Annotated in this window: 30 protein-coding genes; 13 read left to right on the top strand and 17 right to left on the bottom strand. The window is 72.8% G+C overall.

The features are described 5' to 3' along the window. The first annotated feature begins 4 nt into the window (after positions 1-4). Positions 5-328 (top strand): hypothetical protein, encoded by a 324-nt coding sequence (locus tag K1T35_RS38660; protein ID WP_220256652.1) that lies wholly within the window; start codon positions 5-7, stop codon positions 326-328. After that, the gene (locus tag K1T35_RS38655) at positions 325-1,530 is read left to right on the top strand and encodes a ferric reductase-like transmembrane domain-containing protein (RefSeq protein ID WP_220256651.1); all 1,206 of its coding nucleotides are present in this window, start codon (positions 325-327) and stop codon (positions 1,528-1,530) included. The genes K1T35_RS38660 and K1T35_RS38655 overlap by 4 nt, the downstream gene beginning before the upstream one ends. On the opposite strand, the gene K1T35_RS38650 is transcribed toward K1T35_RS38655, so the two are convergent. After that, on the bottom strand, positions 1,503-2,156 hold the full coding sequence (locus K1T35_RS38650; protein WP_220256650.1) for a response regulator transcription factor: 654 nt from the start codon (positions 2,154-2,156) through the stop codon (positions 1,503-1,505). The genes K1T35_RS38655 and K1T35_RS38650 overlap by 28 nt on opposite strands. After that, positions 2,144-2,989 (bottom strand): sensor histidine kinase, encoded by an 846-nt coding sequence (locus tag K1T35_RS38645; RefSeq protein ID WP_220256649.1) that lies wholly within the window; start codon positions 2,987-2,989, stop codon positions 2,144-2,146. The genes K1T35_RS38650 and K1T35_RS38645 overlap by 13 nt, the downstream gene beginning before the upstream one ends. Before the next feature lie 85 nt (positions 2,990-3,074). On the opposite strand from K1T35_RS38645, the gene K1T35_RS38640 reads away from it, so the two are divergent. Further along, the gene (locus tag K1T35_RS38640; protein ID WP_220256648.1) at positions 3,075-3,746 is read left to right on the top strand and encodes an endonuclease V; all 672 of its coding nucleotides are present in this window, start codon (positions 3,075-3,077) and stop codon (positions 3,744-3,746) included. A gap of 33 nt (positions 3,747-3,779) precedes the next feature. Further along, on the top strand, positions 3,780-4,352 hold the full coding sequence (locus K1T35_RS38635) for a helix-turn-helix domain-containing protein (protein WP_220256647.1): 573 nt from the start codon (positions 3,780-3,782) through the stop codon (positions 4,350-4,352). Here the strand turns inward: K1T35_RS38635 and K1T35_RS38630 are convergent. Both K1T35_RS38630 and K1T35_RS38625 read right to left on the bottom strand, forming a co-directional pair. Next, positions 4,339-5,181, bottom strand: a complete 843-nt coding sequence (locus tag K1T35_RS38630; protein WP_220256646.1) for an alpha/beta fold hydrolase — start codon at positions 5,179-5,181, stop codon at positions 4,339-4,341. The two genes, K1T35_RS38635 and K1T35_RS38630, sit on opposite strands and share 14 nt — an antisense overlap. Then, positions 5,178-5,597: a helix-turn-helix domain-containing protein gene (locus tag K1T35_RS38625; protein ID WP_220256645.1), complete on the bottom strand. Its 420-nt coding sequence runs from the start codon at positions 5,595-5,597 to the stop codon at positions 5,178-5,180. The genes K1T35_RS38630 and K1T35_RS38625 overlap by 4 nt, the downstream gene beginning before the upstream one ends. 128 nt (positions 5,598-5,725) lie before the next feature. Between K1T35_RS38625 and K1T35_RS38620 the strand changes: the two genes are divergently transcribed. Next, on the top strand, positions 5,726-6,301 hold the full coding sequence (locus K1T35_RS38620; protein ID WP_220256644.1) for a TIGR03086 family metal-binding protein: 576 nt from the start codon (positions 5,726-5,728) through the stop codon (positions 6,299-6,301). Here the strand turns inward: K1T35_RS38620 and K1T35_RS38615 are convergent. From K1T35_RS38615 to K1T35_RS38600, 4 genes are all read right to left on the bottom strand, one after another. Further along, a complete protein-coding gene (locus tag K1T35_RS38615; protein WP_255621198.1) occupies positions 6,288-7,481 on the bottom strand; it encodes an RNA polymerase sigma factor in 1,194 nt (397 codons plus the stop codon). The genes K1T35_RS38620 and K1T35_RS38615 overlap by 14 nt on opposite strands. A 4-nt stretch (positions 7,482-7,485) precedes the next feature. Further along, positions 7,486-7,827 carry a YciI family protein gene (locus tag K1T35_RS38610; protein ID WP_220256643.1) on the bottom strand — a complete coding sequence of 114 codons (342 nt, stop codon included), beginning with the start codon at positions 7,825-7,827 and terminating at the stop codon, positions 7,486-7,488. After that, a complete protein-coding gene (locus K1T35_RS38605; RefSeq protein ID WP_220256642.1) occupies positions 7,824-8,237 on the bottom strand; it encodes a VOC family protein in 414 nt (137 codons plus the stop codon). The genes K1T35_RS38610 and K1T35_RS38605 overlap by 4 nt, the downstream gene beginning before the upstream one ends. Positions 8,238-8,323: 86 nt before the next feature. After that, on the bottom strand, positions 8,324-8,995 hold the full coding sequence (locus K1T35_RS38600) for an ArsR family transcriptional regulator (RefSeq protein WP_220256641.1): 672 nt from the start codon (positions 8,993-8,995) through the stop codon (positions 8,324-8,326). 63 nt (positions 8,996-9,058) lie between these two features. On the opposite strand from K1T35_RS38600, the gene K1T35_RS38595 reads away from it, so the two are divergent. The 3 genes from K1T35_RS38595 to K1T35_RS38585 are packed head-to-tail and all read left to right on the top strand — an operon-like array spanning position 9,059 to position 12,931. Then, on the top strand, positions 9,059-10,441 hold the full coding sequence (locus K1T35_RS38595) for a rhodanese-like domain-containing protein (protein ID WP_220256640.1): 1,383 nt from the start codon (positions 9,059-9,061) through the stop codon (positions 10,439-10,441). Next, positions 10,399-11,715: an MFS transporter gene (locus K1T35_RS38590; RefSeq protein WP_220256639.1), complete on the top strand. Its 1,317-nt coding sequence runs from the start codon at positions 10,399-10,401 to the stop codon at positions 11,713-11,715. The genes K1T35_RS38595 and K1T35_RS38590 overlap by 43 nt, the downstream gene beginning before the upstream one ends. A gap of 46 nt (positions 11,716-11,761) precedes the next feature. Next, positions 11,762-12,931, top strand: a complete 1,170-nt coding sequence (locus tag K1T35_RS38585) for a cysteine desulfurase family protein (protein ID WP_220256638.1) — start codon at positions 11,762-11,764, stop codon at positions 12,929-12,931. Between the two features lie 50 nt (positions 12,932-12,981). Here the strand turns inward: K1T35_RS38585 and K1T35_RS38580 are convergent, their stop codons facing one another. Next, on the bottom strand, positions 12,982-14,157 hold the full coding sequence (locus K1T35_RS38580; protein WP_255621197.1) for a cytochrome P450: 1,176 nt from the start codon (positions 14,155-14,157) through the stop codon (positions 12,982-12,984). Between the two features lie 88 nt (positions 14,158-14,245). On the opposite strand from K1T35_RS38580, the gene K1T35_RS38575 reads away from it, so the two are divergent. After that, positions 14,246-14,836 (top strand): TetR/AcrR family transcriptional regulator, encoded by a 591-nt coding sequence (locus K1T35_RS38575; RefSeq protein WP_220256636.1) that lies wholly within the window; start codon positions 14,246-14,248, stop codon positions 14,834-14,836. Between the two features lie 11 nt (positions 14,837-14,847). Here K1T35_RS38575 and K1T35_RS38570 read toward each other — a convergent pair whose 3' ends face one another. From K1T35_RS38570 to K1T35_RS38550, 5 genes are all read right to left on the bottom strand, one after another. After that, positions 14,848-15,261 (bottom strand): MerR family transcriptional regulator, encoded by a 414-nt coding sequence (locus K1T35_RS38570; protein WP_255621196.1) that lies wholly within the window; start codon positions 15,259-15,261, stop codon positions 14,848-14,850. Next, positions 15,258-15,569: a hypothetical protein gene (locus K1T35_RS38565; protein ID WP_220256634.1), complete on the bottom strand. Its 312-nt coding sequence runs from the start codon at positions 15,567-15,569 to the stop codon at positions 15,258-15,260. The genes K1T35_RS38570 and K1T35_RS38565 overlap by 4 nt, the downstream gene beginning before the upstream one ends. Positions 15,570-15,615: 46 nt before the next feature. Next, complete coding sequence (gene arsM, locus K1T35_RS38560) at positions 15,616-16,425, bottom strand: arsenite methyltransferase (RefSeq protein WP_220256633.1); 810 nt, start codon at positions 16,423-16,425, stop codon at positions 15,616-15,618. A 104-nt stretch (positions 16,426-16,529) separates the two neighbouring features. Next, positions 16,530-17,021, bottom strand: coding sequence for a GNAT family N-acetyltransferase (locus K1T35_RS38555; protein ID WP_220256632.1), 492 nt, complete (start codon positions 17,019-17,021; stop codon positions 16,530-16,532). Positions 17,022-18,327: 1,306 nt separating this feature from the next. Then, on the bottom strand, positions 18,328-18,954 hold the full coding sequence (locus tag K1T35_RS38550) for a class I SAM-dependent methyltransferase (protein WP_220256631.1): 627 nt from the start codon (positions 18,952-18,954) through the stop codon (positions 18,328-18,330). 155 nt (positions 18,955-19,109) lie between these two features. On the opposite strand from K1T35_RS38550, the gene K1T35_RS38545 reads away from it, so the two are divergent. Together K1T35_RS38545 and K1T35_RS38540 are read left to right on the top strand one after the other, a co-directional pair. Beyond that, positions 19,110-19,646, top strand: coding sequence for a hypothetical protein (locus K1T35_RS38545; RefSeq protein WP_220256630.1), 537 nt, complete (start codon positions 19,110-19,112; stop codon positions 19,644-19,646). Between the two features lie 38 nt (positions 19,647-19,684). Next, positions 19,685-20,608, top strand: a complete 924-nt coding sequence (locus K1T35_RS38540) for an NAD(P)-dependent oxidoreductase (RefSeq protein ID WP_220256629.1) — start codon at positions 19,685-19,687, stop codon at positions 20,606-20,608. Positions 20,609-20,684: 76 nt separating this feature from the next. Here the strand turns inward: K1T35_RS38540 and K1T35_RS38535 are convergent, their stop codons facing one another. Then, a complete protein-coding gene (locus K1T35_RS38535) occupies positions 20,685-21,854 on the bottom strand; it encodes an FAD-dependent monooxygenase (protein WP_220256628.1) in 1,170 nt (389 codons plus the stop codon). 44 nt (positions 21,855-21,898) lie between these two features. Here K1T35_RS38535 and K1T35_RS38530 point away from each other — a divergent pair, with 44 nt between their 5' ends. Both K1T35_RS38530 and K1T35_RS38525 read left to right on the top strand, forming a co-directional pair. Continuing rightward, the gene (locus K1T35_RS38530) at positions 21,899-23,296 is read left to right on the top strand and encodes an MFS transporter (RefSeq protein ID WP_220256627.1); all 1,398 of its coding nucleotides are present in this window, start codon (positions 21,899-21,901) and stop codon (positions 23,294-23,296) included. Between the two features lie 4 nt (positions 23,297-23,300). Continuing rightward, positions 23,301-23,888 (top strand): TetR/AcrR family transcriptional regulator, encoded by a 588-nt coding sequence (locus K1T35_RS38525; protein ID WP_220256626.1) that lies wholly within the window; start codon positions 23,301-23,303, stop codon positions 23,886-23,888. Here the strand turns inward: K1T35_RS38525 and K1T35_RS38520 are convergent. After that, positions 23,885-24,505, bottom strand: a complete 621-nt coding sequence (locus tag K1T35_RS38520) for a DUF305 domain-containing protein (protein ID WP_220256625.1) — start codon at positions 24,503-24,505, stop codon at positions 23,885-23,887. The two genes, K1T35_RS38525 and K1T35_RS38520, sit on opposite strands and share 4 nt — an antisense overlap. 51 nt (positions 24,506-24,556) lie before the next feature. Then, a complete protein-coding gene (locus K1T35_RS38515; RefSeq protein WP_220256624.1) occupies positions 24,557-24,973 on the bottom strand; it encodes a DUF6153 family protein in 417 nt (138 codons plus the stop codon). Between the last annotated feature and the right edge of the window lie 66 nt (positions 24,974-25,039).

Raw genomic sequence — 25,039 nt, 5'->3', positions numbered from 1 at the left:
ACCCATGCTGCTCGCGCTGCGGATCTGGTCGCTCGTGCTCGGGGTCGGCTTCCTCGTGGTGGGGGTGCTGCGCATGATCCCGATCCCGGAGCTCGCGCCGTTCGCGCATCCCGAGTACGTGCACGGAGCGCTGCACCTCGTCTCCGGGGCGGCGTTCGTGCAGTGGGGCGCGCGCAGGCCGACGCCAAGGGTCGTCGCGGCGCTCGGCGCGTTCTGGGTGGTGCTCGGCGTCGTCGCGCGGTTCGGGCTGCTCGACCACACCGACGCGCTGGTGCACATCGGAACCGGCGCCGTCTCGCTCGGCCTCGCCGTCGCGGCCCGGCGATGAGGATCGGGCCAGTAGCGGTCGCCGCGCTCCCGGTGCTCAACGGCGTTCTGTGGGCGGCGTCCCCTCCGCATGGCGGCGGTCGGCAGGTGGTGGGGGAGGCCGCGGGCTCCACCGCGGTGCTGCTCTTCGCGACGGCCCTCGTGCTGGCCACGAGGGCGCGGTGGCTCGAGCGTTTCTTCGGCGGGCTGGACCGGGTGTACCGGGCCCACCGCCGCGCCGGCACGTGGGGGTTCGCGTTCCTCGCGCTGCACGTCGCCGCCGTCCCGTGGACCCTCGCGTCACCAGGGGGCGCTCCGTCCGGGCTCATCGCGGCCGCGGGGTTCGCGGTGCTCGTGGTGCTCTGCGTCGTCCGCAGGATGCGGTATGCCGCGTGGCGGCGCTCGCACCGGCTCGTCGGTGTCTTCTTCCTGGTGAGCATTGCGCACGCTCTACTCGTCGACCAGGTCGTCGACGCCGCGCCCGGCCCGTTCCTCCTGCTGTCGGCCGCCTACGTCGCAGGCGCCATCGCATACGGCCACACCCTGGTGCTGGCCCGGTTCGTGCGGCCGCGGCGGGCCTACCTGGTGCGGACGGTGCGCCGCCTCGACCCCGCCACGGTGGAGGTCACCCTGTCCCCGCGCGGGCGGAGGCTCGCGTTCCGGCCCGGCCAGTTCGCCTTCGTGACGTTCCACCAGCGCGGCCTGCGCGAGCCGCATCCGTTCACCGTGAGCAGCGCGCCGTCGGAGGAGGCGCTGCGGCTCACGATCCGCGCGGCGGGGCCCTTCACGGCCCGCGTGCACCGCGAGCTCGTACCCGGCAGGCGGGCCACCGTGGAGGGCGGCTACGGGATGCCGGCCCACGCGGGCAGGCGGCCGCGCCAGATCTGGGTGGCAGGAGGCATCGGGATCACGCCGTTCCTCAGCCGCCTGCGCGCCGGTGGACCCGGCCGCCGCGTCGACCTCTTCTACGTCGTGCGCCGCGCCGAGGACGCGTTGTTCCGCAGCGAGCTCGAGTGCTACGGAGGGCTGCGCCTGCACCTCGTCGTGACCTCGGACTCCGGCCGGCCGACCGCGGAGCGGATCGCGGCCACGGTGGGGCGGCTGGAGGACGTCGACGTCCACCTGTGCGGTCCGGAGCCGATGACCACCGGCCTGGCCGCGGGGTTCCGCAGGCTCGGGGTACCGGCGACGGCGATTCACCTCGAGCTGGCCGCGTTCCGGTGAACACCCAGGAAGGCGAGCACCGCCAGCACCCGGCGGTGGTCGTCGGGCGCGGGCCGCAGGTCGAGCTTGGTCAGGATCGCGTTGACGTGCTTCGCCACCGCCGCTTCGGTGACGACGAGTCGACGCGCGACGGCCGCGTTCGACCGCCCCTGCGCGACGAGCGCGAGCACCTCGCGCTCGCGCGGGGTGAGCGCGGCGACGGGGGAGCGGGTGAGCAGCCTGCGCACGACCTCCGCGTCGAGCACGGTGCCGCCGCTCGCCACCTCTCGCACCGCCAACACGAACTCCGCCACCTCGCCGACCCGGTCCTTCAGCAGGTACCCGACACCTGCGCCGGTGCGGACCAGCTCCGCGGCGCACTCGTGCTCGACGTGGTGGGAGAGCACGAGCACCGGGAATCCGGGCCTGCGCCTGCGCAGCTCGAGCGCGGCGACGAGGCCCTCGTCGGCGAACCGGGGCGGCATCCGCACGTCCGTGACCGCGACGTCAGGGGCTTCGCACTCGACCGCGGCGACCAGGGCGTCCGCGTCGCCGACCTCGGCGGCCACCTCGCACCCGGAGCGCCGCAGGATGTGGGCGAGCCCGTCGCGCAACAGCACCGAGTCCTCGGCGATCACCGCGCGCACGGCAGCTCCGCCCGGATCACGGTTGGCCCGCCCCGCGGGCTGTGCACCCGCAGCCGTCCGCCGAGCGCCGTCACCCGCTCCGCGAGGCCGGACAGGCCCGTGCCGCGAGGGTCGGCGCCGCCACGGCCGTCGTCGCCCACCTCGATGTGCAGCACGCCGGACCGCCGGCTGCACCGCACCCATGCCCGGCCGGCCGCGCTGTGCTTGGCGATGTTCGCGACGGCCTCGTTCGCGACGAACCAGGCCGCCGCCTCGACCGCCGCGGGCGGCCGCGCGGACAGGTCCACGTCGACGTCGAGCGGGACGGCGGATCGCTCGGCCAGCGCGGCGAGCGCCGGTCCAAGGCCGTCCCGCGGGTGCAGGCCGTGCACCAGCTCGCGCAGCTCGGCCAGCGCCAGCCGGGCCTGGTCGTAGGCGCGGTCGACCTGGGCACGCACCGCCCGCTCGTCGTCCTCGACGCGTGCGACCCCCAGCGCCATCGTGACGGCGGTGAGCCGCAGCTGCGCGCCGTCGTGCAGGTCGCGCTCGATCCGTCGCCGCTGTTCGTCGAGGGCCCGCCGTGCCGTCGTGAGTGGATACGCGTGCTCCAGCGCGCGTATCCACTCACGACCTCTGACCAGCAGCGGAAGGGCCAACAGGGCGGTGGCACTCAGTCCGAGCTGCGCGAGTGGTGGATCAGGCCCGAACCAGCGGGACTCGAACGGCGCGGTCTGCGGCACCACGGCCAGTACCAGCGCCCCGGCCACCGCCACGAGGTCCACCGCGAGCAGCAGCCCGACCGCGGCGGCCACCCAGGCCCGCAGCAGCGAACCCCCGACGCCCAGGCTGGTCACGGGCCGGACCGTAGCCCGCGTACCGCAGAAGCCGCGGTAGGGAAAGCCCCCCTTTCGGGGCGGGGAGCCGATAGCCTCCGCCGACGTGCACCTGCATCCCCTCGGGCCGCCGCCGACCACGCTCGACGAGGCCGCCGCGCAGCAGGAGAAGCTGAGCTCGCTCGTCGACGCCACCGGGTCCGGTCCCTCGGATCCGCGCACCGTGGCCGGCATCGACGTGGCGCACCGCGAGGGCACCGACGACGTGGTGGCCGCGGTCGTCGTGCTGGACGCCACCACGCTGCGACCGGTCGAGACCCGCACCGCCCGCGGCCGCGCCTGCCATCCGTACGAGCCGGGGTTCCTTGCCCTGCGTGAGCTGCCCGCCGTCACCGCCGCGCTGGAGGCCCTCGAAACCGCCCCGGAGCTGATCGTGTGCGACGGCGCTGGCGTCGCGCACCCGCGCCGCTTCGGCCTGGCCTGCCACGTCGGGCTGCTCACCGGACTGCCGACGATCGGGGTGGCGAAGACACCGCCGGTGCCGTTCGAGATGCCGAAGCCCGCGCGCGGGTGTTGGACCCCGCAGGTCGACGGCGACGAGGTGGTCGGAAGGGCCCTGCGCACGCAACACGGCGTCCGGCCGGTGTTCGTGTCCGTCGGCCACCGCATCGCGCTCGACGCCGCGTGCGACCACGTGCTCCGGCTCTCCCGGCACCGGCTGCCGGAGACCACGCGCCGGGCCGACCGGCTGGCCCGCGACGCCGTGTTGCAGGTATAGCACGACAGCGTGCCGTTCCGGCACGATGGACCGGTGGACGAGGAACTGGATGTCGTGCTCGGCGCGGTCGGGCCGCGGCTGCGGGCAATTCGCAAGCGCCGTGACCTGACGATCACCGACGTCGCGGCGACGACCGGGATCTCGGCGAGCACGCTCTCGCGGCTCGAGAGCGGGGGACGCAGGCCGAACCTGGAGCTGCTCCTGCCGCTCGCGCGGGTCTACGGCGTGGCGCTCGACGAGCTCGTCGGGGCGCCGCAGACCGGGGACCCGCGCGTGCATTTCCGTCCGGTGCGCCGCCACGGGATGACGCACATCCCGCTGAGCACGCGGGCGGGTGGGGTACGGGCCTTCAAGCTGATCATCCCGGCCCGCCAGGATGACCCCGACCCGAAGACCCACGAGGGGTACGAGTGGCTCTACGTCCTCGACGGCAGGCTCCGGCTGGTGCTCGGTGAGAACGACCTCGTGCTCGGTCCTGGTGAGGCCGCCGAGTTCGACACGCACCTCCCGCACTGGATGGCGTCCGCAGGCCCGGGTCCCGCCGAGATCCTCGTGCTGTTCGGCGGGCAGGGGGAGCGCGCCCACCTCCGCGTCAGGGGGAGGTGAGGAACTCCAGTACCGGCGTGGTCTGCGCCGGCAGGAGGTGCCCGATTTCGGGTAGGACCCGAACGGTGGCCGACGGCACGAGCCGGGCGAGCCGTGCCGCGGTGCGGGGCGTGTCGATGAACGTGTCGCGTGCGCCGAGGATCGCGAGGGTCGGCATGGTCACGCGCTGCATGGCGGCGTCGTCGACGACCGGTACGGGCTCCCGGCGGTACCGGTAGTGCTGGGACATGAGCCGGACGAACTCGGCGGATCCCTGCTGCCTGCGCACCTCCGGCCCCAGTAGCAGCTCCACCGACTTCTGCTTCCCCCACTCGCCGAACGGCTTCAGCAGCACGGCGCCGAGCACCCCGGCGACCTTCGCCTTGGCGACGCCCGCCGGGGTCAGCAGCACCAGCCGCTCCACGCGCTCGGGGTGCCGGGTGGCGAAGTCGAGCGCCAGCCAGCCGCCCAGCGAGACCGCCACGACGGACGCCCGCGCGACGCCGAGCGCGTCGAGGACATCGCCGAGCCACAGCGGGTAGGCCCCGGACGTCAGCGGGGGACGCGCGGGCGCGCTGAGACCGGGCTCGCCGATGAGGTCCACCGCGTAGACGCGGAACCGCTCGGACCACGCGGCCACGTCGGGCGTCCACATCAGGGCGTTCGACCCGGAGCCGTGCAGGAGCACCAGCGGCGGGGCATCGGCCGGGCCCGACGCGACGACGAACGTCTCGCCCTCGCGGGTGGGCACGCGCTGGTGCTGCGCAGGCACCGGCCAGCCCGCGAGCAGCTCCCCGTACTTCGCCTCGATGGTGCGGGCGCCCGCAGGCGAGGTGTAGATGCTGGTCATGACCGGTCCTCCAACAATGCGGCGACGAGCCGGAGCAGCTCGGCCGTGCTCTCGGGCCCACCGAGAACGATGAGCTTCATGCGTGATCTCCCCGCGTCGTAGGCCGTCTCGAGGCGCAACCGGCCGTCGTCGCTCGGCCCGCTGTTCAGGCTGCTCATCACGAGCGTGCTGATGCGGTCGGCCAGCGCGCGGTCGACGTCGTCGATCTGGACGATGCTCGACACCTCGACCTCCGCCTTCCGTCGCGGCGGGGTCGCGGCCCGGCCGGTGAACGCCTCCAGCGCGTCGGCAGCGATCCGGTACTGCCGGCCGATGCGGACGGCATCGAGCCGGCCGTCGTGCACGTAGCCCCGCACGGTCTTCACGTGGAGCCCGAGCAGCGCCGCGACTTCCTCGACGGAGTACAGCTGTGTCATCTCAACTTCCCTCAGATGGACTTGCAAAGAGAACTTTAGCGTACTTGAGTGGATTTCAGTACCGCTGTCGAAATCGGCCGCCGCCAGTTCGTCTCCGGGGTGTCAGTTGCTCGAGCGGAAGGACGGTCATGGACGCGATGCAGGGCTACGGGAAGGCCCAGGACGACTTCGACGCGGTGCTGGCCGCGGTGCGACCGGACCAGTGGGACGCGCCATCGGAGTGCACGGAGTGGACGGTGCGCGACGTCGCGGGCCACGTGATCTGGGGGCAGCGCCAGATGCGGGCCTGGGCGACGGGCACGGACTACGCGGACCGGCGGGGCGCTCCGGGCGCACCGCACCCGGCTGAGCTGGCTGGTCCGGACCCGGTCGCGGTCTGGCGGGCGGCGCGTGCCGAGTCGGTGCCGACGTTGACGCCCGAGGCGCTCGCTCGGACGACGTCGATCACTGGCATCGGTGAGGTGCCGCTCGCCGCGATGGTCACGCTGGTGACCGCCGACATCGTGACGCACACCTGGGACATCGGGCACGCGCTCGGGATGGACGTGCGGCTCGACCCGGCGCTCGTCACGGTGGCGTTCGACTGGGCGCGCTCGAACGTCGTGCGTCGCCCAGGCTTCTTCGGGCCGGAGGTCACGCCGCCCGCTGGCAGCGACGAGCAGGACAGGATGCTCTCCTTCCTCGGGCGCGTCACGTCCAGCTGATGCGCCCCTCGAGGAGGGCGCGCTGAGCGGGGTTCGCGGTGAGGTCGAGCGCACGGCGGTCGGCCTCCCGCGCTTCCTCCGGTTGACCGACGGCCCTGAGCAGCTCGGCGCGAGTGGCGTGGAAGAGCGGGTACCGGTCGAGGTGCTCGGCGAGCCCGTCCAGCTCGCGCACGGCCGCTTCGGGCCCCGCGAGGTAGCGCAGGGCGATCGCCCGGTTCAGCCGCGTGACCGGTGACGGAGCGAGGGCGAGCAGCATGTCGTAGAGGACGACGATCTGCGCCCAGTCGGTGTCCTCCCACCGCGGGGCCTCGGCATGGCAGGCGACGATCGCGGCCTGCAGCTGGTACGGGCCGGGGCGACCGAACGCGGCGGCGCGGGCGATGAGCTGGCCCGCCTCGGCGATCGCGGGGTGGTCCCACCGAGCCCGGTCCTGGTCGGGCAGCAGCACGATCCGCCCGTCGGCGTCGAACCGGGCGGAGGCCCGGGCCTGGTGGAGCCGGATCAACGCGAGCAGCCCGATGACCTCGGGCTCGCGGGGGAGGGTCCATGCGAGCGAGGAGGCGAGCCACTCGGCGTCCTCTGCGAGTCGCCGCGACCACGCCCCGTCGCCGGTCGAGGACAGGTAGCCCTCGTTGTAGAGCAGGTAGACGACGGTGAGCACCTCGTTCAGCCGCTCCGGCAGCTCCGCGTCGGACGGGATGCGGTACGGGATGCCGGCCTCGGTGATCTTGCGCTTGGCCCGGGTGATCCGCTGCGCCACCGTGGACTCGGGCACCAGGAACGCCGCGGCGATCTGCGGTGTCGTCAGGCCGCAGATCGTGCGCAGGGTGAGCGCGACCTGCGCCTGCCGCGGGAGCGCGGGGTGGCAGCAGGTGAACAGCAGCCGCAGCCGATCGTCCGGTGCCTCGGGGGCGGGCCACTGGAGCTGGGTGAGCTTCTCCCGGTAGCGGACCTGGCGGCGCAGCACGTCGAGCCCGCGGTTGCGCGCGACGGTGAACAGCCACGCGTCGGGTCGGTCCGGGACGCCCTCGTCCGGCCAGCGCCGAAGGGCGGCCTCGATCGCGTCCTGCACCAGGTCCTCCGCCGCGGAGAAGTCGCCGAGCAGGTGCACCAGTGACGCGGCGAGCCGGCCCGCGTGGTCGCGCACCACGCGGGCCAGCTCGTCCTGTGGACGACTCACGCGCTCATGCGTCGGCGGGCCGGATCTCGATGATCGGGCAGCCGGGCCACGAGCGGGCCATCGCCAGCGCCTCGTCCAGGTCGGCCACCTCGGCCTCGACGAACCCGCTGACGATCTCCTTGCCCTCGACGAACGGCCCGTCGGTCACCTCCGCGTGGCCGTCCACCTTGCGCATCGTGGTGGCGGTGTGCGGGGGCCGCAGGTGGACGTGGTGGGTGATCCGCGCGGCGTTGTCGGCGAACCAGCGCCCCACCTCGTCGTAGGCCGCCTGGCGCTCCGGGTCGCTCATCGCGGCGAGATCCTCTGCGTACTGCGCGGTCTCGGCGAACATCAGCACGTACTTCACGCGTTCCCCTCCTGGTCGGTGGCCAGCCCGGCGTACAGGTCGATACCGTTGCCGTCGGGATCGGCGACGGTGGCGTAACGCATCCCCCAGAACGCGTCCCACGGCTCCTGGAGGCCTCGGTAGCCGGCGGCGGTGAGCTCGGCGTATTTCGCGTCGACCGCGGCGGGGTCGGGGAACTCGAACGCGAGGAAGTTGCGCGGCCCACCGGTGGGGCGGCTCCAGCTCGGCAGCGTCTTGCCGCGCAGCTCCTCGGTGTCGAGCATCAGGTGCAGCCCGCTCGGCAGATCGCAGGCCGCGTGGTCGGGCATGTTCGGGTCGATCGCGAACTCCAGTCCGAGATGCCGGTAGAAGCCGATCGTGGCGTCCAGGTCGGACACGACGATGTCGATCGCGTTCATGGTCGGGTTCATCGCTGCTCCCTCGAGCGTTCGGCTGTGGAGCCGCGGCGGCTCCATCCCGATGACGTTCGGGGCCGCCGCCGATTCGACATCCGGCTCTACGACGCCACGGCGACCGGCAGGTCCGCGAGTCGCCATTCGAGCATCCCCTCCGACAGGCGGACCGCGCGCAGGCCGTTGGCGCCCAGAAGGCGCACGGCATCGTGCGCGAGCACGCAGTACGCGCCTCGGCAGTAGGCGACGACCTCGACATCGGCCGGCAGTTCGGACAGCCGGTCGGGCAGCTCGTCGATCGGGATCGACACCGCTCCGGGGATGTGCCCGGCCGCGAACTCCGCGCCGGGCCGTACGTCCAGTACCACGACCTCGCCCGCCTCGACGCGCCGCAGCAGCTCCTCACGGTCGACCTGTTCGGTGTCCTCCCCGTCGTCGAGCCCGAGGTACCGGACCCGCGCCGCCTCCACGTCGGGCAGGCGCGCCGCGGCGACGGAACGCAGCTGTGCGAACAAGCCGGCCACGTCATCGTCCGCGAGCCGGTAGCGGATCGTGGTGCCCTCCCGGCTGGTGGCCACCAGGCCGGCCTGCTTCAACGTCTGCAGGTGGGCCGATGTGGTGGTCAGCCCCAGCCCCGCGGCCGCGGCGAGATCGGCCACGCCGCGCGGCGCCTGGGCGAGCAGGTCGAGCAGCTCGAGCCGCTTCCCGCTGCCCAGCGCCTTGCCCACACGGGCCAGCTGCTCGAACAGCTCCGACTTGCGTCCCGCATCACCCATGGACTCCTCCAATATTCCGTGGAACAGTGTAGAAGAGCGTCACCGGGGATGCCAGGAGGCGGCATGAACGACACCACAGCGACCGGCGTCGGTGTGACGGCGATCGTCGACGAAGGTCTGGGCAACTCCAGCTACCTGGTCGATCTCGGCGACGGTGCGGCTCTGGTGGTCGATCCGCCGCGGGATCTGCGCGGCGTGCGCGCGGCGGCGGAGAAGGCCGGGCTGCGGCTCCGGTTCGTCGCCGACACCCACCTGCACGCGGACTTCCTCTCCGGTGCGGTGCAGCTGGCGCACGACGACGGCGCCACCGTGCTGGCCCCGGCCGCAGGGCGACGAGGGTTCGAGCACCGTGGGCTGGGCGACGGGGACGAGGTCGACGTCGGTGGGCTGAGGCTGACCGCGCTGTCGACGCCCGGTCACACCGATGAGCACCTGTCGTTCCTGCTGGCCGATGGTGCACGCCCGGCCGGGGTGTTCACCGGCGGGTCGCTGATCGTCGGATCGGCGGCGCGCACCGACCTGCTCGGACCGGAGCGCGCCGAAGAGCTGGCCAGGGCGCAGTTCGCGTCGCTGCGACGGCTCTCGCGGCTGCCGGGGGAGACGGCGGTGTGGCCGACGCACGGGGCGGGGTCGTTCTGCTCGGCGCCGCCCGGCGTCGAACGGACGTCGACGATCGGCGCTGAACTGGCCACGAACCCGCTGCTCGGTATCGACGACGAGGACCGTTTCGTCGATCGGCTGCTGGGTTCGCTGGGCAGCTACCCGCACTACTTCCGGCGGCTGGCCGAGATCAACCGGCGTGGTCCGGCGGTTCTCGACCCTGCCACCGGGCGGCTCGACCCGCTGCCGGTGGCGGCGGTGCAGCAGTTGCGCGCCGATGGGGCGGTCGCGGTCGACGCCCGCCCGGTGCCCGACTACGCCCGCGCCCACATCCCGGGAGCGATCTCGATCCCGCTGCGCGCCCAGTTCGCCACCTGGCTGGGCTGGCTCGTCCCGGCCGACGTGCCCATCGTCGTCGTGCGCAACGCCGATCAGGACGGTGCGGAGCTGGTCTGGCAGGCGGTGAACATCGGCATCGAGCGGCTGGTCGGTGAGCTGGCCGGCGGCATGGACACCTGGACCGGGGCCGGGCAGCCCACCGCGAGCACCCGGGTGGTGCACCCCGGGGAGATCGACGCGTACCGGCAGGTGCTCGACGTCCGCCAGGACGCCGAGTTCACCGCGGGGCACCTGCCCGGCGCCCTGCACGTCGAGCTGGGTGCACTGCCTCGAACCGCCCCGCAGCTGACGGGCGCGCCGACGCTGGTGATGTGCGGGCACGGGGAACGCGCCGCGGGCGCGGCCAGCCTGCTCGAACGCGCAGGGCACCACGACCTGGCGGTGTTGCGCGGCGGGCCGCGTGAATGGGCCGATGCCACCGGCCTGGCCCTGGAAAAGGGGTCGTGAACGGGCCCGCTCGGCTGGGGCTTCGGGAGAACCTCGCCCAGTTCGTGCTGCTCGTGGCCGTCAACGCGCTCGTCGGCGGCATGTACGGGCAGGAGCGGACGGTGCTGCCGCTGCTGGCGGAGTCCGAGTTCGGGCTCACCCACTACACGGGTGTGCTGACCTTCATCCTGGCGTTCGGTGCCACGAAGGCCGTCGCGAACTACGCGGCGGGCGCGCTGTCGGACCGCTACGGGCGCAAGCCGGTGCTGGTCGCCGGCTGGCTGATCGCGCTGCCCGTCCCGCTGCTGCTGATCTGGGCGCCCACCTGGGGCTGGGTGATCGCGGCCAACGTGCTGCTCGGGCTCAACCAGGGCCTGACCTGGTCCACCACCGTGGTCATGAAGATCGACCTCGTCGGCCCGGCTCGGCGTGGGATGGCGATGGGCCTCAACGAGGCCGCCGGGTACGTCGCCGTGGCGGCGACCGCGCTGGCAACGGGCTACATCGCGGCCCGGCACGGGCTGCGCCCCGAGCCCTTCTTCCTCGGGATCGCCTACGCCGCGCTCGGGCTCGGCTTGTCCACGATCGTCGTGCGGGAGACCCGCGACCACGCCCGCCTCGAGGCGGCCAACCACGTCGGACGCGCGGACGGGCGGCACGCGCACCTGCACGCAGGCCTGTCGAGCCGCGAGATACTGGCCCAGACCAGCTACCGCGAGCCTGCGCTGTCCGCTGCGAGCCATGCCGGCATGGTCAACAACCTGATGGACGGCGTGGCCTGGGGTCTGCTCCCGCTGCTCTTCGCCCGCGCCGGGTTGCCGGTCGCGCAGATCGGCGTGCTCGCGGCGCTTTACCCGGCGGTGTGGGGATTCGGACAGCTCGTCACCGGCGCGCTGTCGGACCGCACCGGCCGCAAACCGCTCATCGTCATCGGGCAGCTCCTGCAGGCCTTCGCCCTCGCCCTCGTCGCGATCGGCGACTCCTTCTCCGTCTGGGCAGTGGCGGTCGTCCTGCTCGGGGCGGGCACCGCACTGGTCTACCCCACCCTGCTCGCCACGGTCGGCGACGTCGCCCATCCCGCATGGCGGGCCAGGGCGGTCGGGGTCTACCGGCTGTGGCGCGACGGCGGCTTCGTCGTCGGTGCCCTCGTCGCCGGGCTGATCGCCGACGCGTACGGCCTCACCGCCGCCGTGTGGGCCGTCGCCGCGCTCACCGCAGCGTCCGGGGGCGCCGTCGCGGTGCGCATGTACGAAACCCACACCGACCGGGCGACGAGCCGAGGGAGATTGCAGTGACACCGCAATCGGCCAGCCGGCAGGCGTCGACCCTCCGAGGAGCCTGATGACCCACCCTGCCCTGGCCGATGGGCCGATCTTCCTGGACTACAACGCCACGACACCGGTCGATCCGGCCGTCCTCGACGCTGCCCTGCCCTACCTGGCTGTGCACTTCGGCAACCCCTCCAGTGGCCACCACTACGCCGACGCCCCACGCGCCGCCGTCGCACGCGCCCGAGATCAGCTCGCCGAGCTGCTCGGCGCGCAGCCGCAGGAGATCGTGTTCACCGGCGGCGGGTCGGAAGCTGACACGCTCGCCCTCCGCGGCGCCGCCCTCGCCGCACCCACCGGTCGTCGCGCCGTGATAACCCTGCCCACGGAGCACCCCGCCGTGCTCAAGGCCTGCCACAGCCTGCAGGCCGAGGGCTTCGTCGTCACCCACCTCCCGGTCGACCAGTTCGGTCGCGTCGACCCCGCCGACCTGCAGGCCGGAATCACGGGCGCGACCGCGCTGGTGTCGATCGCGTACGGCAACAGCGAGACCGGCACACTGCAGCCGATCTCGCAGCTCTCCGCCATCGCCAGGGCTCATGGTGCGGTGTTCCACACCGACGCCGCTCAAGCCGTCGGGAAGGTCGCCCTCGACGTCGACGAACTCGGGGTGGACCTGCTGACCGTGGTCGGGCACAAGATGTACGCACCCAAAGGCGTCGGCGCCCTCTACATCCGCACCGGCGTTCCGATGCAGCCGATCATCCACGGCGGCGGGCAGGAGCACGGGCTGAGAGCGGGCACCGAGAACGTCGCGTTCATCGCCGCCCTCGGCCAGGCCGCCGCCCTCGCCGCCGCCGAGCTCCCCGGCAGCACGCATCGCCTGGCAGGACTGCGGGACCTGCTCCACCACGAGCTGCAGCGGCTCCTTCTCGACCGGGTCCACCTCAACGGCCACCCCACCCAGCGGCTACCCGGCACGCTGAACGTCAGCATCGACGGCATCCACGGCCGCGCCCTGCTCGCCGCCCTGCCCGAGCTCGCCGCCTCCACCGGGTCCGCATGCCACGAAGGCGTCGACACCCCGTCCGAGGTCCTGCTCGCCATGGGCCTGCCCGCCGACCGCGCCAGCGCCGCGCTGCGGCTGTCCCTTGGCCGCTGGACGACCATCGACGACGTGCACCGCGCCGCTCGACTGATCTCCCAGCAGGTCACCGCGCCGCTGACCAGCACACCCGTCTGAGGCGAAGACCGGTTGCCGCACCCCCGACTCGGCCCTCGTCACGTCACCAGTCACCACGTCACCGGGATCCCGAGCAATCCGCCGGTCAGTGTCCGGGTGTTCAGCACGAGCTCCTCCACCGGGACGGCCAGGCGCATCGTGGGGAAGCGCGGGATCAGCTGGGAGAAGGCGGCCTCCAGCTCGAGCCGGGCCAGCGGCGCTCCGATGCAGTAGTGGGCGCCGTGGCCGAACGTCATGTGACCGGCGTCGTGGCGGCCGACGTCGAACCGGTCCGGATCGGGAAAGACCGAGCCGTCGTGGTTCGCGGCGCCCGTGTCGAGCAGCACCAGTTCGCCCGCGCGGACGCTGACGCCCGCGATCTCGAGGTCGCTGCGGGCGTACCGGGGGATCCCGCCGCCGCCAAGGCCCTCGGTGCGCAGGATCTCCTCCACGGCACGGCCGATCCGGGTCGGATCGGCGAGCAGGGCCTGCCACTGTGCCGGGTTGGTCAGCAGCTGGACCGCGCCCATGCCGATGGCCACCACCGTGGTCTCGTGCCCGGCGAAGAGCAGGGACATCGCCATCCCCGCCGCCTCGTCGTCCCCGATCCCCTCCGCCGTGCTCAGCCGCGAGATCACGTCGTCGCCCGGCTCCCGGCGCTTGCGTGCGACCAGCTCCTGCCCGTAGGTGAACAGGTCGTAGAGGCCCCTCTCCGAACGCGCGCGGTCCTGCACGTCGGCGGCCGCCTGGGTCCAGGCCCGGAACTGTGCCCGGTCCTCGTAGGGCACCCCGAGCAGCTCGCAGATCACCGCGATCGGCAGCGGCAGCGCCAACGCTTCGTTCAGGTCCGCGGGTGATCCGTGTTCGGCCAGCTCGTCGAGCAAGCCGGCGGTGAGCGCCTCGACGCGCGGGCGCAGCGCGCGCATGCGCTTGGGTGCGAAGTGCGGCTGCATCAGCGATCGCATCCGCGCATGGTCGGCGTGCTCGGTCTCGAAGTCCCCCAACGGCCCACCGAACAGCGCCGACTCCCCGGTACGTGCCGCGTTGGCCGGTTCCGGGTGCGATCTCCCGAGCCGGTCGTCGTCGAGCAGGCGGCGCACGTGCTCGTATCCGGTGACCAACCACGCCTCGGCACCGACGGCCGTGCGGATCCGGTGCACCGGCCCGGCCGTCTGCAGCTCTCGCAGCAGCGGCGCGGCCTGGAACGGACAGGGCTGCTCGAACGGCAGCTGGACCGCACTCGTCACCACGACCTCCAAGTTCACTACAGTTTGTAGACTTGCAAGTAAACAACATACTTGTGTACTTCGGCGTACACAAGCAGAGGTGGTGTCCATGGGTGAAGGGCAAGCGGCGGCCGAGCAGGCCGCGCCGGTGCGCAGGCTGCGCCGGGCGGACCGGCGCGAGCAGATCCTCGACGCCGCCACCCGCGCGTTCGCCCGCGCCGGGTTCGCGGCCACCGGGCTGGACGACGTCGCGGCAGAGGCAGGTATCACTCGCGTGCTGCTGTACCGGCACTTCGACTCGAAGGCCGACCTGTACCGCGCTGTCCTCGATCGGGCGGGCGATCGGCTGGAGGCGCGCGTCGGCAGCGACGAGTTCGACGACCGGGCCATCCCGAACCTCCTGCTCGCCGCCTCGGCCGACCCCGACGCCTTCCGTCTCCTGTTCCGCCACACAGCGCGCGAATCGGAGTTCCGCGAGCTCGTCGACCAGATGACCAGCCAGTCCATCGACGTCGCGCGGAAGAACCTGCGGGCGGAGATCCCCGACGGGCCGTGGCTGGAATGGGCGGCGCAGCTGATCCCCGCCCTCACCATCGAGGCGGTCATCAGCTGGCTCGACGCCGGCCGGCCCGACCCCGACCAGGCGGCGAGCCGAATCGAGCAGGCCATCCACGGCGTCATCCGAGCAGCGCAGCGCTGAAAGCCGGCGATCTAGCCGTTGATCTCCCCGAAGGGAATCGGGCAGGCCGGGTTGCACGAGCACTCGGTGAGGTCGCTGCACTCCGCGGTGAGCACGGCGGTGAGGCCGGCGCGGACCTGTGTCAGGTGGTCGATCTTCGCGTCGACCTCGGCCAGCTTGGCCGTCGCCGCGGCGCGCAGCCCCGGCCGTGGGCCGCGATGCGAGCCGACCTCGATCAGCTCGGCGATCTCGGCGAGCGTGAACCCGAGCCGGGCCAGCCCGCGGATGACGCGCAGCACCGTGACGGCCTCCTGGTCGTACTCGCGGTGCCCGCCCAGGCTGCGCCGCGGTTCGGGGAGCAGGCCGCGGCGCTCGTAGTAGCGCAGCGTCTGCACGTTCACCCCTGCGGTCTCGGCCAGTTGGCCCGACCGCAACGTCCCGCTCACGCCGCGGCGCGGCGCGCGAACCCGTCCAGCACCGCGACCCGCGCCGGGGGCACCCGCACGTCCAGCACCTGGCCGTCCGACGTACTGGCGAGCTCGAAGTCGAAGAACGAGCAGCACGAGGACTCGCGGGCGACCAAGTCCTCGACCTCGGCATCCGCGTCGAACGTCAGCCGCAGCCGTTCCGGCTCCGGTCGCTCGATCCTGCGCAGGGCCGTCGCGAACAACGCATCGAACTCGGCCTCGCGCAGCGGCTGCTCCGGGGTCGGCAGCGTGCAGGCATCGACCGGTGCCCATCCATCGCCACTCATCGCACTCGCCTCCGTCCGGGCCCGCCGATCGGGCCCTGCAACCACGCTAAATCTGTACCTGGGTACCGGATGCAAGTGCGCTCGGACCGAGCGGCTTGTACGCCCTGACGATGGCCGCCGCGGCGTGCTCGTGCACGCGGTGGGTCTCGGTGATCTCCACGCCGGTGAGTCCGGCGGCGTCGAGTGCCTGCTCGAACTCGGCGCGGGTCATGGCTCCGGCCACGCACGCGGCCCAGCTGTCCGGGTCGGTGCGGGTCGCGGCATCCACGTCGGGGTCGGCGATCACGTCCGAGACGGCGAACCGGCCGCCGGGCCGCAGTACCCGAGCTGCCTCCCGCAGGACCGCAGCCTTGTCCGCGGCGAGGTTGATCACGCAGTTGGAGATCACCACGTCGACGCTGCCGTCGGGTAGCGGGACGTCCTCCAGATAGCCCTTCAGGAACTCGATGTTGTCGACGCCGGCCGCGGCAGCGTTGCGGCGGGCCAGCTCGAGCATCTCGTCGGTCATGTCCAGTCCGAACGCCCGACCACCGGGGGCGACCCGGCCCGCGGAGATCAGCACGTCCGCCCCCGCGCCAGAACCGAGGTCGAGCACCACCTCGCCGGGGCGCAGGTCGGCAACGGCGGTCGGCACCCCGCATCCGAGCGATGCCGCGACGGCTGCGGCCGGAACGCCCGCCGTCTCCGTCGCGTCGTAGAGCTGCCCGCCGAAGGAGACGTCGACGCTGTCTGACCCGCAGCCGCCCGGAGGGCAGCAGGCACCGCCCTGCTCGTGCTCTCCCGCGGCTGAGCGCGCCGCGGCGGCGTAGTGGGCCCGGACGGACTCGCGGATCGCGGTGTCGGTCTGCTCTGCCATCGCACACCTCATTAATCGATGGGTGTCGATATAGATCGTGCTCGTTAGAACGGCGGTTGTCGAGCCCGTGCCGCGGAATCCTTCCTGTGGACCGGACGGCGGGCTCAGCGCGAGGCGCCGTCGAGCGCGAGGTCGAGGTGCAGGTACGGGCGGATCCATGTGACCCGGCCGGCCGGCGGGATCTCGCCCACCCGTTGCGCGCCGACCGACAGGTAGAACCCCTCCGAGGGCGGGTGCGACACGATGTGGATGCGTCCGACGCCCATCTCCCTGCTGATGGCGACGATGTCGGCGAAGAGGAACCGTCCGATCCCGCGCCCCTGTTGATCGTCGGCGACGAACATGTAATCGAGCTCGGCCTCGCCCGCGACCCCGCGTCCTGGCACCAGCAGGCTCGCGAAGCCGGCGATCGTGCCCTTGTCGTCGACGCACACCCTTGTGGGGTTCGCGGCGAGGTAGGCGTCGTCGATGAGCAGCGGTGCGACCATCACGCGGTACTCGCCGTCGTAGGCGCCGGAGCCGCGCACCATCCGGGTCAGCACCGGGCCGTCGGTGGACCACGCGTCGCGGATCCTGAGCGGTGGGATGGAGTCCATGCGGCCATCGTGCCCCATACGGGTATAGGGCACTACTACACAGCCGGACTTCGTGATCGTTTTTTTGATCGCAGGGCTGGGGGAGCATCTCGGCACGGCGGAGCCGCCACCGGTGCAACGCGTGCCGGTCGATGCACCTGGTCAGCCACCCCGTCGACCGGGCGCGCCAGCCGAGAACGAGCGCGCCGGGCGACACAGGGCCCGGGGCGACCCGGCATCGGCCTGTGATCACCAGACCGGCGCCTTTCCCGACGCGGGGCGTCGGGTTTCGCGCCGAGCCGCTGATCACCGCTCCGGTCGCGCTGCGTTCCGCGGAACACCCCCAGGGGGTGCGGCCGGGTGCCGGACGCTTTCGTGGGCGCGCCGTTCCCGGCCCGGGCCACCCGGCGCTCGCCCACCAGCCCCGGCCGCCGTTGTGTTCCCGCCGGTTCACCTCGCTCGCGTCGCCTTGCGGGACTGGCTGGGTTGGGTGCACTACCGAATCATGTGGTTGCGTGGGCGGCCGTCCCCGACGCGGGGGCACGCCCGTTCCGGACGAGAACACCGCGGCTTGGGTGCCACGCGACCGGTTGTGGTCCCGTTCGCGCCTCTGGCCGCCCCGGGAAGCTGGGGCGTGATCAGCGGGATCGGGACCTGAGCTGCATCCCCTGCGGTTGGTGTCCCGTTCCGGCTGATCACGGACCCGCCCGCGGCCCTGCCCGCGGGATGGTCTCGCCTCGAACATCTGCGAGAGGGCTGGGGCGTGGAGGGTCGGGACCACAGCCGGTTGCGTGGCACCCAAGCCGCGGTGGTCTCGTCGAGAACGGGCGTGCCCCCCAGTCGGGGACGGCCGCCCACGCCACCCCAGGGTCCGGTAGTGCACCCAACCCAGCCACCCCCGCACGGCGACGGGGTCGAGGTGAACGGGAGGGAGCACCGCCGAGGCCCGGACCGCGGGGCGGGCGCCGGGCGGCCCGGGCCGGGAACGGCGCGCCCACCGGCAGCGGCCCGACCAGACTCGACCCGATCGACACGATCGCGCCTGACCCACCCCGGCCGCTCGGCCGGTGGCGGGCATGATCCGAACTAGCGGTTGTCCACGGCTGTTCGCACGACCATGAGCAACCGAAACTCCGGATCATGCACGGGAAGATCGCGAGTAGCGGGTGCTCATTGCTGCCGGCACAGCCATGAGCAACCGATACTTCGGATCATGGGCGCGGCCACCGGCGAACGGGACCCGGCAACAACACCGAAACACCCGCCGCGCGGTGGCTGTCCACGTTCCCCGCCTCGACCAGCAAGATCACGAAGTCGAGCTCTAGTGCTACGCGGGTTTGCGGGCGGCTACGCGCTCCACGATCCCCAGCTTGAAGCGCTCCTGCCGCTCGACCACGAAGCCCAGCTCGCGCACGTGGAGGACGGGCCTGCGCCGGAAGTGCTCCCCACCGGTCGGGATCGTCACCAGCTCCAGCAGCCGCTGGAGCAGCCGTGCCGGCCCGGACGTGCTGACGACGTGGTCGGCCAGCCGCAGCTGCCCGCCGGGCCGCAGCACGCGCCACATCTCGGCGATGGCGCGGCGCTCGTCCGGGATCGCGCACAGCGCGAAGGTGCACACCACCGTGTCGAACGAGGCGTCGGGGAACTCGAGCCGGTGGGCGTCGCCGACCTGGAGGGTGACCGGGCGCCCGCTGATCGCGGCGCGGCGACGAGCGTGTTCGAGCATCGCGGGGCTCAGGTCGATGCCGGTGAGCGAGACGTCGCCGGGGTAGCAGGCGAGGTTCAGGCCGGTGCCGATGCCCACCTCGAGCACGTCCCCGGCCGCGTCCCGGCACACCCACTGCCTGCTGTCGCCGAACACCTTCCGGTCGAGGAACGCCATCTGCCTGTCGTAAGAGCCGGAGTGCTCGTCCCAGTACCGGCGCAGCCGTTCCACGTCCTTCGGGCCCTTCATCGCTCCTGACTACCAGGAACGGGGACCGCAGGGTCCACCGCTGGACGCGTGGACTCGGCTGCCTCGCGAACCGCGACGAGTAGCGACGGCGTTCAGCGTCGTCACAGCTGGGCCGTGAAGACTCGGTACCAGGTGACACTGAGGCGGTGAGGCGAATGGGAGCAGGACGCTTCTCGCTCGCCGCGGGCGCGGGCATCGCGGTCGCCGCTGCCGTGGCGTTCGACGTGCTCGCCGAGGAGCACCCGACCCACACGGCGAGCCTCGGGCTCGTCGCGGCCGTGGTGGCCGTGTTGCGGCTGCACCTGGCCGGACGCCACGAGAGCATTCTCGCCCCGGTGGCGGGCGTGCTCGTCGCGCAGCCCGCGCTGCACGCCACCACGAAGCTCGGTGGCGGCCACGGCGGGGTCGGTGGGGACGGGCTGATGCACGTCGTCACCGCCGATGGGCCCGGCACGTCGATGCAGATCGCCGTGACCGTGCTCATCGTCGTCGCGGTCGCGGCGAGCGCGCGGTTCACCGAGCTGCTCGCCCACGTGCTGTCCCGTCCGGTCCGGCTGCTCATGGTGGGCCCACCGGTCGCGCCGTCGGTCGGCGCGGTCGCGGTGCGGAGCGGTCGACGCGGCTCGATGCTGCGCTGGTGCGGCTGGACGATCCGGGCGGCGCGGCGGGGACCTCCTGCGCCTGCGTGGTGACTCGTTCCCAGCAGCCCACTTTCCCGAAGGTCCTCCACATGCGTTCTGAACCGATCCGATACCTCATCACCGGCGGCCGGGGGTTCATCGGCCGCCACGTGATCCGCCGCCTCGTGGCGCGCGGAGCCGACGTCCACGCCACCAGCCGTACCCAGCCGCACAAGCAGGCCGGTGTCCGGTGGTGGTGCGTGGACCTGACCGACGCCAAGGCCACGCGTGCCGTCGTGCAAGAGGTGCGCCCCGACGTCGTCATCCACCTCGCGAGCCGGGCAGAAGGCGGGCGCAGCCTCGCGCTCGTGGTGCCGATGCTCAACGACAACGTCATGAGCGCGGTGAACGTGATGGCCGCCGCGGCGGACGTCCCGGGCTGCCGCGTGGTGCTCGCCGGCTCGCTCGAGGAGCACTCCGACCTCGAGCCGGGCTCGGGCGCGCGGTCGCCGTACTCGGCGTCGAAGATCGCGGCCACGACGTACGCGACCCTGTTCCGCGACCTCGCGGGGCTGCCGGTCGTCGTCCTGCGGCTCGCGATGGTCTACGGCCCGGACGACCCGCACGCCACGCGGTTGGTGCCCCACGTCGTCGACGGCTTCCTCCACGGGGTCGCCCCCAGGCTCTCCAGCGGCATGCGCCGTATCGACTGGGTGTACGTGGACGACGTCGTCGACGCCCTGCTCGCCGCGGCCGTCGAACCGGCGGCGCTCGGGCGCGTCCTGGACATCGGCACCGGTGACGTGGCGTCGATCCGTGACGCCGTGTCACTGATCGCCGACGTCACGGGCACCCGTGTCGTGCCGAAGTTCGGGCAGCTGCCCGACCGGCAGGGGGATCGCGACCTCGTCGCTGACCCCGAGCCGGCGCTGCGGTACCTCGGGTGGTCCGCCCGGACGAGCCTGCGCGCTGGCATGGAGCGCACGGTCGAATGGCATGTCCGGCAGGTGCCCGGGGCGGCAGTGAGCGCGTGATGAGAGCGGGCGCGGCCTGTGCGGAGGTCGCGCCCGCCGCGTTCCGCGGAACGCGGCGAGGGGGTGCGTGGCGCTCTCATCGCCAGCCGAACACCGGCTCCATGGAGCGCAGGAACGCGCCGTGGGGGAGGAGGCGCGCTGCGCGATCGCGCAGCCGAACCGCGATCGGGGATGAGGCCTGGCCGAACCGGCCGGAGATCGCGGACCGGCGCGCGATGGCCTGGGTGCGAGGGCGGCGGAGCCTGTCGTAGCGGGCCAGGCCGTGCGCCGGATCGGCCGGCCGGCCATCGAGCTGGCGGGCGAGCTCGACGGCATCCTCCAGGGACGTGCAGCCGCCCTGCCCGAGGTCCGGTGTCATGGCGTGGGCGGCGTCGCCGACGAGCGCGACGCGCCGGGTGACGAACGTGCGCAGCGGGGGCAGGCGGTAGATGTCATGCCGTAGCACGTCGGCGGACGTGACGCTGTCGAGCAGCGCGGGGATCGGGTCGTGCCAGCCGCTGAACCGGCGCTTCAGCTCGCCCAGCTCGTCGCCGACCCGGTTGTCGGGCGGAACCGTGGCGGACTGGTACGAGTAGAACGTGCCGTCGCCCAGCGGGAAGATCCCGACCCGCTCCCCGCTGCCCCAGCTCTCGGTCACCTCCGCGTCGATGTCGAGCACGGGCGTGACGAAGCGCCACGTCGTGTATCCGGCGTAGCGGGGGCCTCGCGCGCCTGGCCACAGGTGGGCGCGGATCCGGCTGCGGATGCCGTCGGCGGCCACGACGACATCGGCGGTGGTCGGTCCGGCGCGATGCTCGACGCGGACGTGGTCGGGCCGCTCGGCGATGCCGGTGACCTCGGTCGACAGCGTCACGGTTCCGGGCGGTAGCGCGTCGGCGAGTATCGCGAGCAGCGCGGGGCGCCGGATCAGGACGGATGGGCCGAAGCGCTCCTCGATCGCGCGCATGTCGGTCCGGAAGAGCCACGTTCCCGTCCGGTCGCGGAACCCGCCACCCGTTTCGATGGTGCCTTGCTCGCGGACTCGGTCGCCCACTCCGAGTAAGTCGAGCGCGCGCAACGCGTTAGGCCACAGGGAGATGCCGGCGCCGACCTCCCGCAGCCCCTCGCTGCGTTCGAGGACCTGCACGTTCCAGCCCGCCGAGCGCAGCGCGACCGCGCTCGCGAGACCACCGATGCCGCCGCCGATCACCACGGCCGTCCGCGTGCTCACGGGAGTGAGCTTGCCTTCGCCGTCGTTCTGCCGCATGCTCTAAACCGTACAGCACTGTACGACTTATTGGAGGTGCGGCGATGAACCGCCGCTGGCTGATGCTCACCCTGCTCGCATTCGCGCAGTTCATGCTGATCGTCGACATCACCGTGGTGCAGGTCGCGCTGCCGAGCATCGGCGCCGACCTCGCGCTCGGTCGCGAGGCGCTGACCTGGGTGGTGACCACCTACACCCTGGTGTTCGGGGGTCTGATGATCCTCGGCGGGCGCCTTGCCGATGTCGTCGGCGCGCGACGCACCCTGCTGGCAGGGCTGGCCGTGTTCACGGTGGCGTCGCTGGTGTGCGGCCTGGCCACCTCGGGTGCCGTCCTCGTCGCGGCCCGCGCCGCGCAGGGGGTCGGCGCGGCGCTGCTCTCGCCCGCGGCGCTCGCGGTCATCACCACGACCTTCGACGGGAACGACCGCAGCCGGGCGCTCGGCGTGTGGGCGGCGATCGGCGGCGCGGGCGCCGCCGCCGGCGTGCTGCTCAGCGGCCTGCTGACCGCCGGACCGGGATGGCAGTGGGTCTTCTGGGTGAACGTGCCGGTCGGCCTCGTGGTGCTGGCGCTTGTCCCCGGCCTCGTCCGGCCGGACGTCACGGCAGGCGCGAGGCAGCCGGTCGACGTGCCGGGCGCACTCGCGGTCACCGCGGCCACGGCGCTGCTGATCTACGGCGTCGTGCACGCGGGCGACGCCGGATGGGGAGCGCCGCTCACCCTCGGCGCGCTGGTGGCGGCGGTTGCCGGCTACGCCGTGTTCGTCGCCGTCGAGTCCCGGGTCCGGGTCCCGCTGATGCGCCCGCAGACGTTGGCGCGCCGGCCGGTCGTGTCCGGCACGTTGCTGATGCTGGTGGCCACCGGGCTGATGCTCGGGCTGTTCTTCCTCACCTCGCTCTACGTGCAGCACGCACGCGGGCTGGGTGCACTGGCCACCGGCCTGCTGTTCCTGCCGGTCGCGCTCGGGATCACCGCGGGCGCGCAGCTCGGGGCCCACCTGATCGGGCGGGTCGGCGGCCGCCCCGTCGCGGTGGGTGGGCTCCTGCTCACGGCCGTCGGCGCGGCCGTGCTGACCCAGGCCCCCGCCGTCGACGGGGTGCTGGCCGCCGTGCTCCCCGGGTTCGTGTTGGCAGCCTTCGGCATCGGACCGGTGTTCGTCGCGGCCACCACGACGACGCTCGCGAACGTGCCGCGCGACGAGGCGGGGGTCGCGTCCGGCGTGGTCAACACGTTCCACGAGCTCGGCGGGAGCATCGGCGTCGCGCTCGTCTCGACGGTCGCCGCGGCGAGCATCTCCGGTTCCGGTACGAGCGGGTTCACCAGTGGCTACGTGGTGTGCGCCGTCGTCGCGGCGGTGGCGGCCGTGGTCGCGCTGGGGCTCGTGCCCGGTGGGAAGCCGCATGCCGTCGCCGGGCACGGACACGGGCACGCTCAGGGACACTGATTCGGTGGACCCGATCACCGAGAAACCACGGCGGCGCAGGGCCGACGCTGAGCGCAACGTGGCGGCGATCGTCGCGGCGGCCCGTGACCTGCTCTGCGGTGGGACGCTGCCGTCGATGGGCGAGGTCGCGGTGGCCGCGGGCGTGGGACGCGTGACGTTGTACGCGCACTTCGCGTCCCGCGAGGCACTCCTCGACGCCGTCGTCCGCAAGGTGATGGCGGAGACCGACGAGGCGCTGACCGGCCTCCGCCTCGACGACGACCCGCCGCGGGTCGCGCTCGACCGACTGGTCCACACGTCATGGCAGATCCTGGACCGGCATCGCACGGTGCGTTCCGTGACCCTCGCCGAGCTGGGCCCCGAGGCCCTGCGCGAGCAACACGATCGAGTCGCCCGTCACGTCGAGCGCCTGATCGCACGCGGGCAGGCCGACGGCGTGTTCCGCGCCGACCTGCCCGGGCCGTGGCTCGTGGCGTCCTTCTACGCCACGGTGCACGCCGCCGCCGACGAGGTCAGCGGCGGCAGGCTCGACGCAGAGGTGGCGCCCGACGTGCTGGGCGCCACCCTGCAGTCGATCCTCCAGGGCGATTAGGCCAGCATCTGCTGCATCCGCTCGATCTCGGCGGTCTGGCCGCTGATGATCTGGGAGGCGAGCTCCTTGGCCTGCGCGTTCGCCCCGCCGGCCACCTCGCGCTCCGCCTCGGCGACGGCGCCCTCGTGGTGCACGATCATCATCTCGAGGAACATCTTGTCGAAGGCGGCTCCGCTGGCGGCCCCCAGCGAGTCCATGTCGCCCTGGGTCATCATCCCGCCGGACCCGGAGTGACCCATCCCCGAGTGGTCCATGCCGCTGTCCATGGGCTGGATGCCCCAGCTCTCCAGGAAGCCGTTCAGGGTGGCGATCTCCGGGTCCTGTGCCGCCCTGACCTGCTCGGCGAGTGCCTTGACGTCAGGGCTCTCCGCCCGCTCCACCGCCATCTCGGCCATGGCGAGTGCCTGCTGGTGGTGGGGGACCATCATCTGTGCGAAGCGGATGTCGGTGTCGTTGTGCTGCGCGCCGGCATCGGCAGGCGCGGAGACCGGCGGTTCGGTCGTGGTGGGAGCGGCGGTGGGCGCCGCAGTGCCGCCGCCGCAGGCGGACAGCGTGACGGACAGGACGAGCGCCGCGCCGGCCACGGTTGCACGGGTGGACCTGCGAATGGTGGACATGCGTGATTCCTCTGCGGAAGAAGGTTGGAAGGAACGCGGGGCGCGCGCTCTTTACAGCCGGAACACGCAGAGGGAGAGGAACAGGGGAAGGGGTGGGGCGCGCGGTGGCGCCCGCCTCGACCGGACGAGGGCCGAGAGCTTCGGGAACGCGCTGCCCGATGTGACGCCGAGGGCTTGCAGCACGACGCCGGCGAGGACGGTCAGCAGGATGAACGCGCAGGCGGCCATGTCGTCGTGGTGGTGATGGCCTGCGTCGCCCGACCACGCGATCGTCTCCGGGCCGGCATCGGGCATCGCCATGGCGGGTTCGGCCGGCGCGACGAGCGAGTGGGAGTCGAGAGGGCTGACGTGCCCGGCCGCCGGGTCCGTGGCCGCCACACCGTGCATGGCGAGGAAGCCGGTGGCGGCCATGGCGAGCAGAACGAGGCGGACGACGCCCGCCGCGGATGCTCCCGTTCCCGTGTTCACCGCGCCCCATGATGCCCCAGCTCGGATGACGCAGTGGGGTCGGCCCGGTTCACCCGGGCCGACCCC

Source organism: Pseudonocardia sp. DSM 110487 (assembly GCF_019468565.1).
GTDB lineage: Bacteria > Actinomycetota > Actinomycetes > Mycobacteriales > Pseudonocardiaceae > Pseudonocardia.
This window is presented reverse-complemented; position numbering and strand designations above follow the sequence as displayed.

Excerpts from the sequence above, each read along its gene's own strand:
- K1T35_RS38660 (WP_220256652.1), top strand. The coding sequence starts at position 5 with ATGCTGCTCGCGCTGCGGATCTGGTCGCTCGTGCTCGGGGTCGGCTTC.
- K1T35_RS38655 (WP_220256651.1), top strand. The coding sequence starts at position 325 with ATGAGGATCGGGCCAGTAGCGGTCGCCGCGCTCCCGGTGCTCAACGGC.
- K1T35_RS38630 (WP_220256646.1), bottom strand. The coding sequence starts at position 5,181 with ATGACCAGCATCTACACCTCGCCTGCGGGCGCCCGCACCATCGAGGCG.
- K1T35_RS38625 (WP_220256645.1), bottom strand. The coding sequence starts at position 5,597 with ATGACACAGCTGTACTCCGTCGAGGAAGTCGCGGCGCTGCTCGGGCTC.
- K1T35_RS38620 (WP_220256644.1), top strand. The coding sequence starts at position 5,726 with ATGGACGCGATGCAGGGCTACGGGAAGGCCCAGGACGACTTCGACGCG.
- K1T35_RS38605 (WP_220256642.1), bottom strand. The coding sequence starts at position 8,237 with ATGAACCCGACCATGAACGCGATCGACATCGTCGTGTCCGACCTGGAC.
- K1T35_RS38600 (WP_220256641.1), bottom strand. The coding sequence starts at position 8,995 with ATGGGTGATGCGGGACGCAAGTCGGAGCTGTTCGAGCAGCTGGCCCGT.
- K1T35_RS38595 (WP_220256640.1), top strand. The coding sequence starts at position 9,059 with ATGAACGACACCACAGCGACCGGCGTCGGTGTGACGGCGATCGTCGAC.
- K1T35_RS38590 (WP_220256639.1), top strand. The coding sequence starts at position 10,399 with ATGGGCCGATGCCACCGGCCTGGCCCTGGAAAAGGGGTCGTGAACGGG.
- K1T35_RS38585 (WP_220256638.1), top strand. The coding sequence starts at position 11,762 with ATGACCCACCCTGCCCTGGCCGATGGGCCGATCTTCCTGGACTACAAC.
- K1T35_RS38575 (WP_220256636.1), top strand. The coding sequence starts at position 14,246 with ATGGGTGAAGGGCAAGCGGCGGCCGAGCAGGCCGCGCCGGTGCGCAGG.
- K1T35_RS38565 (WP_220256634.1), bottom strand. The coding sequence starts at position 15,569 with ATGAGTGGCGATGGATGGGCACCGGTCGATGCCTGCACGCTGCCGACC.
- arsM (WP_220256633.1), bottom strand. The coding sequence starts at position 16,425 with ATGGCAGAGCAGACCGACACCGCGATCCGCGAGTCCGTCCGGGCCCAC.
- K1T35_RS38555 (WP_220256632.1), bottom strand. The coding sequence starts at position 17,021 with ATGGACTCCATCCCACCGCTCAGGATCCGCGACGCGTGGTCCACCGAC.
- K1T35_RS38550 (WP_220256631.1), bottom strand. The coding sequence starts at position 18,954 with ATGAAGGGCCCGAAGGACGTGGAACGGCTGCGCCGGTACTGGGACGAG.
- K1T35_RS38545 (WP_220256630.1), top strand. The coding sequence starts at position 19,110 with ATGGGAGCAGGACGCTTCTCGCTCGCCGCGGGCGCGGGCATCGCGGTC.
- K1T35_RS38540 (WP_220256629.1), top strand. The coding sequence starts at position 19,685 with ATGCGTTCTGAACCGATCCGATACCTCATCACCGGCGGCCGGGGGTTC.
- K1T35_RS38535 (WP_220256628.1), bottom strand. The coding sequence starts at position 21,854 with ATGCGGCAGAACGACGGCGAAGGCAAGCTCACTCCCGTGAGCACGCGG.
- K1T35_RS38530 (WP_220256627.1), top strand. The coding sequence starts at position 21,899 with ATGAACCGCCGCTGGCTGATGCTCACCCTGCTCGCATTCGCGCAGTTC.
- K1T35_RS38520 (WP_220256625.1), bottom strand. The coding sequence starts at position 24,505 with ATGTCCACCATTCGCAGGTCCACCCGTGCAACCGTGGCCGGCGCGGCG.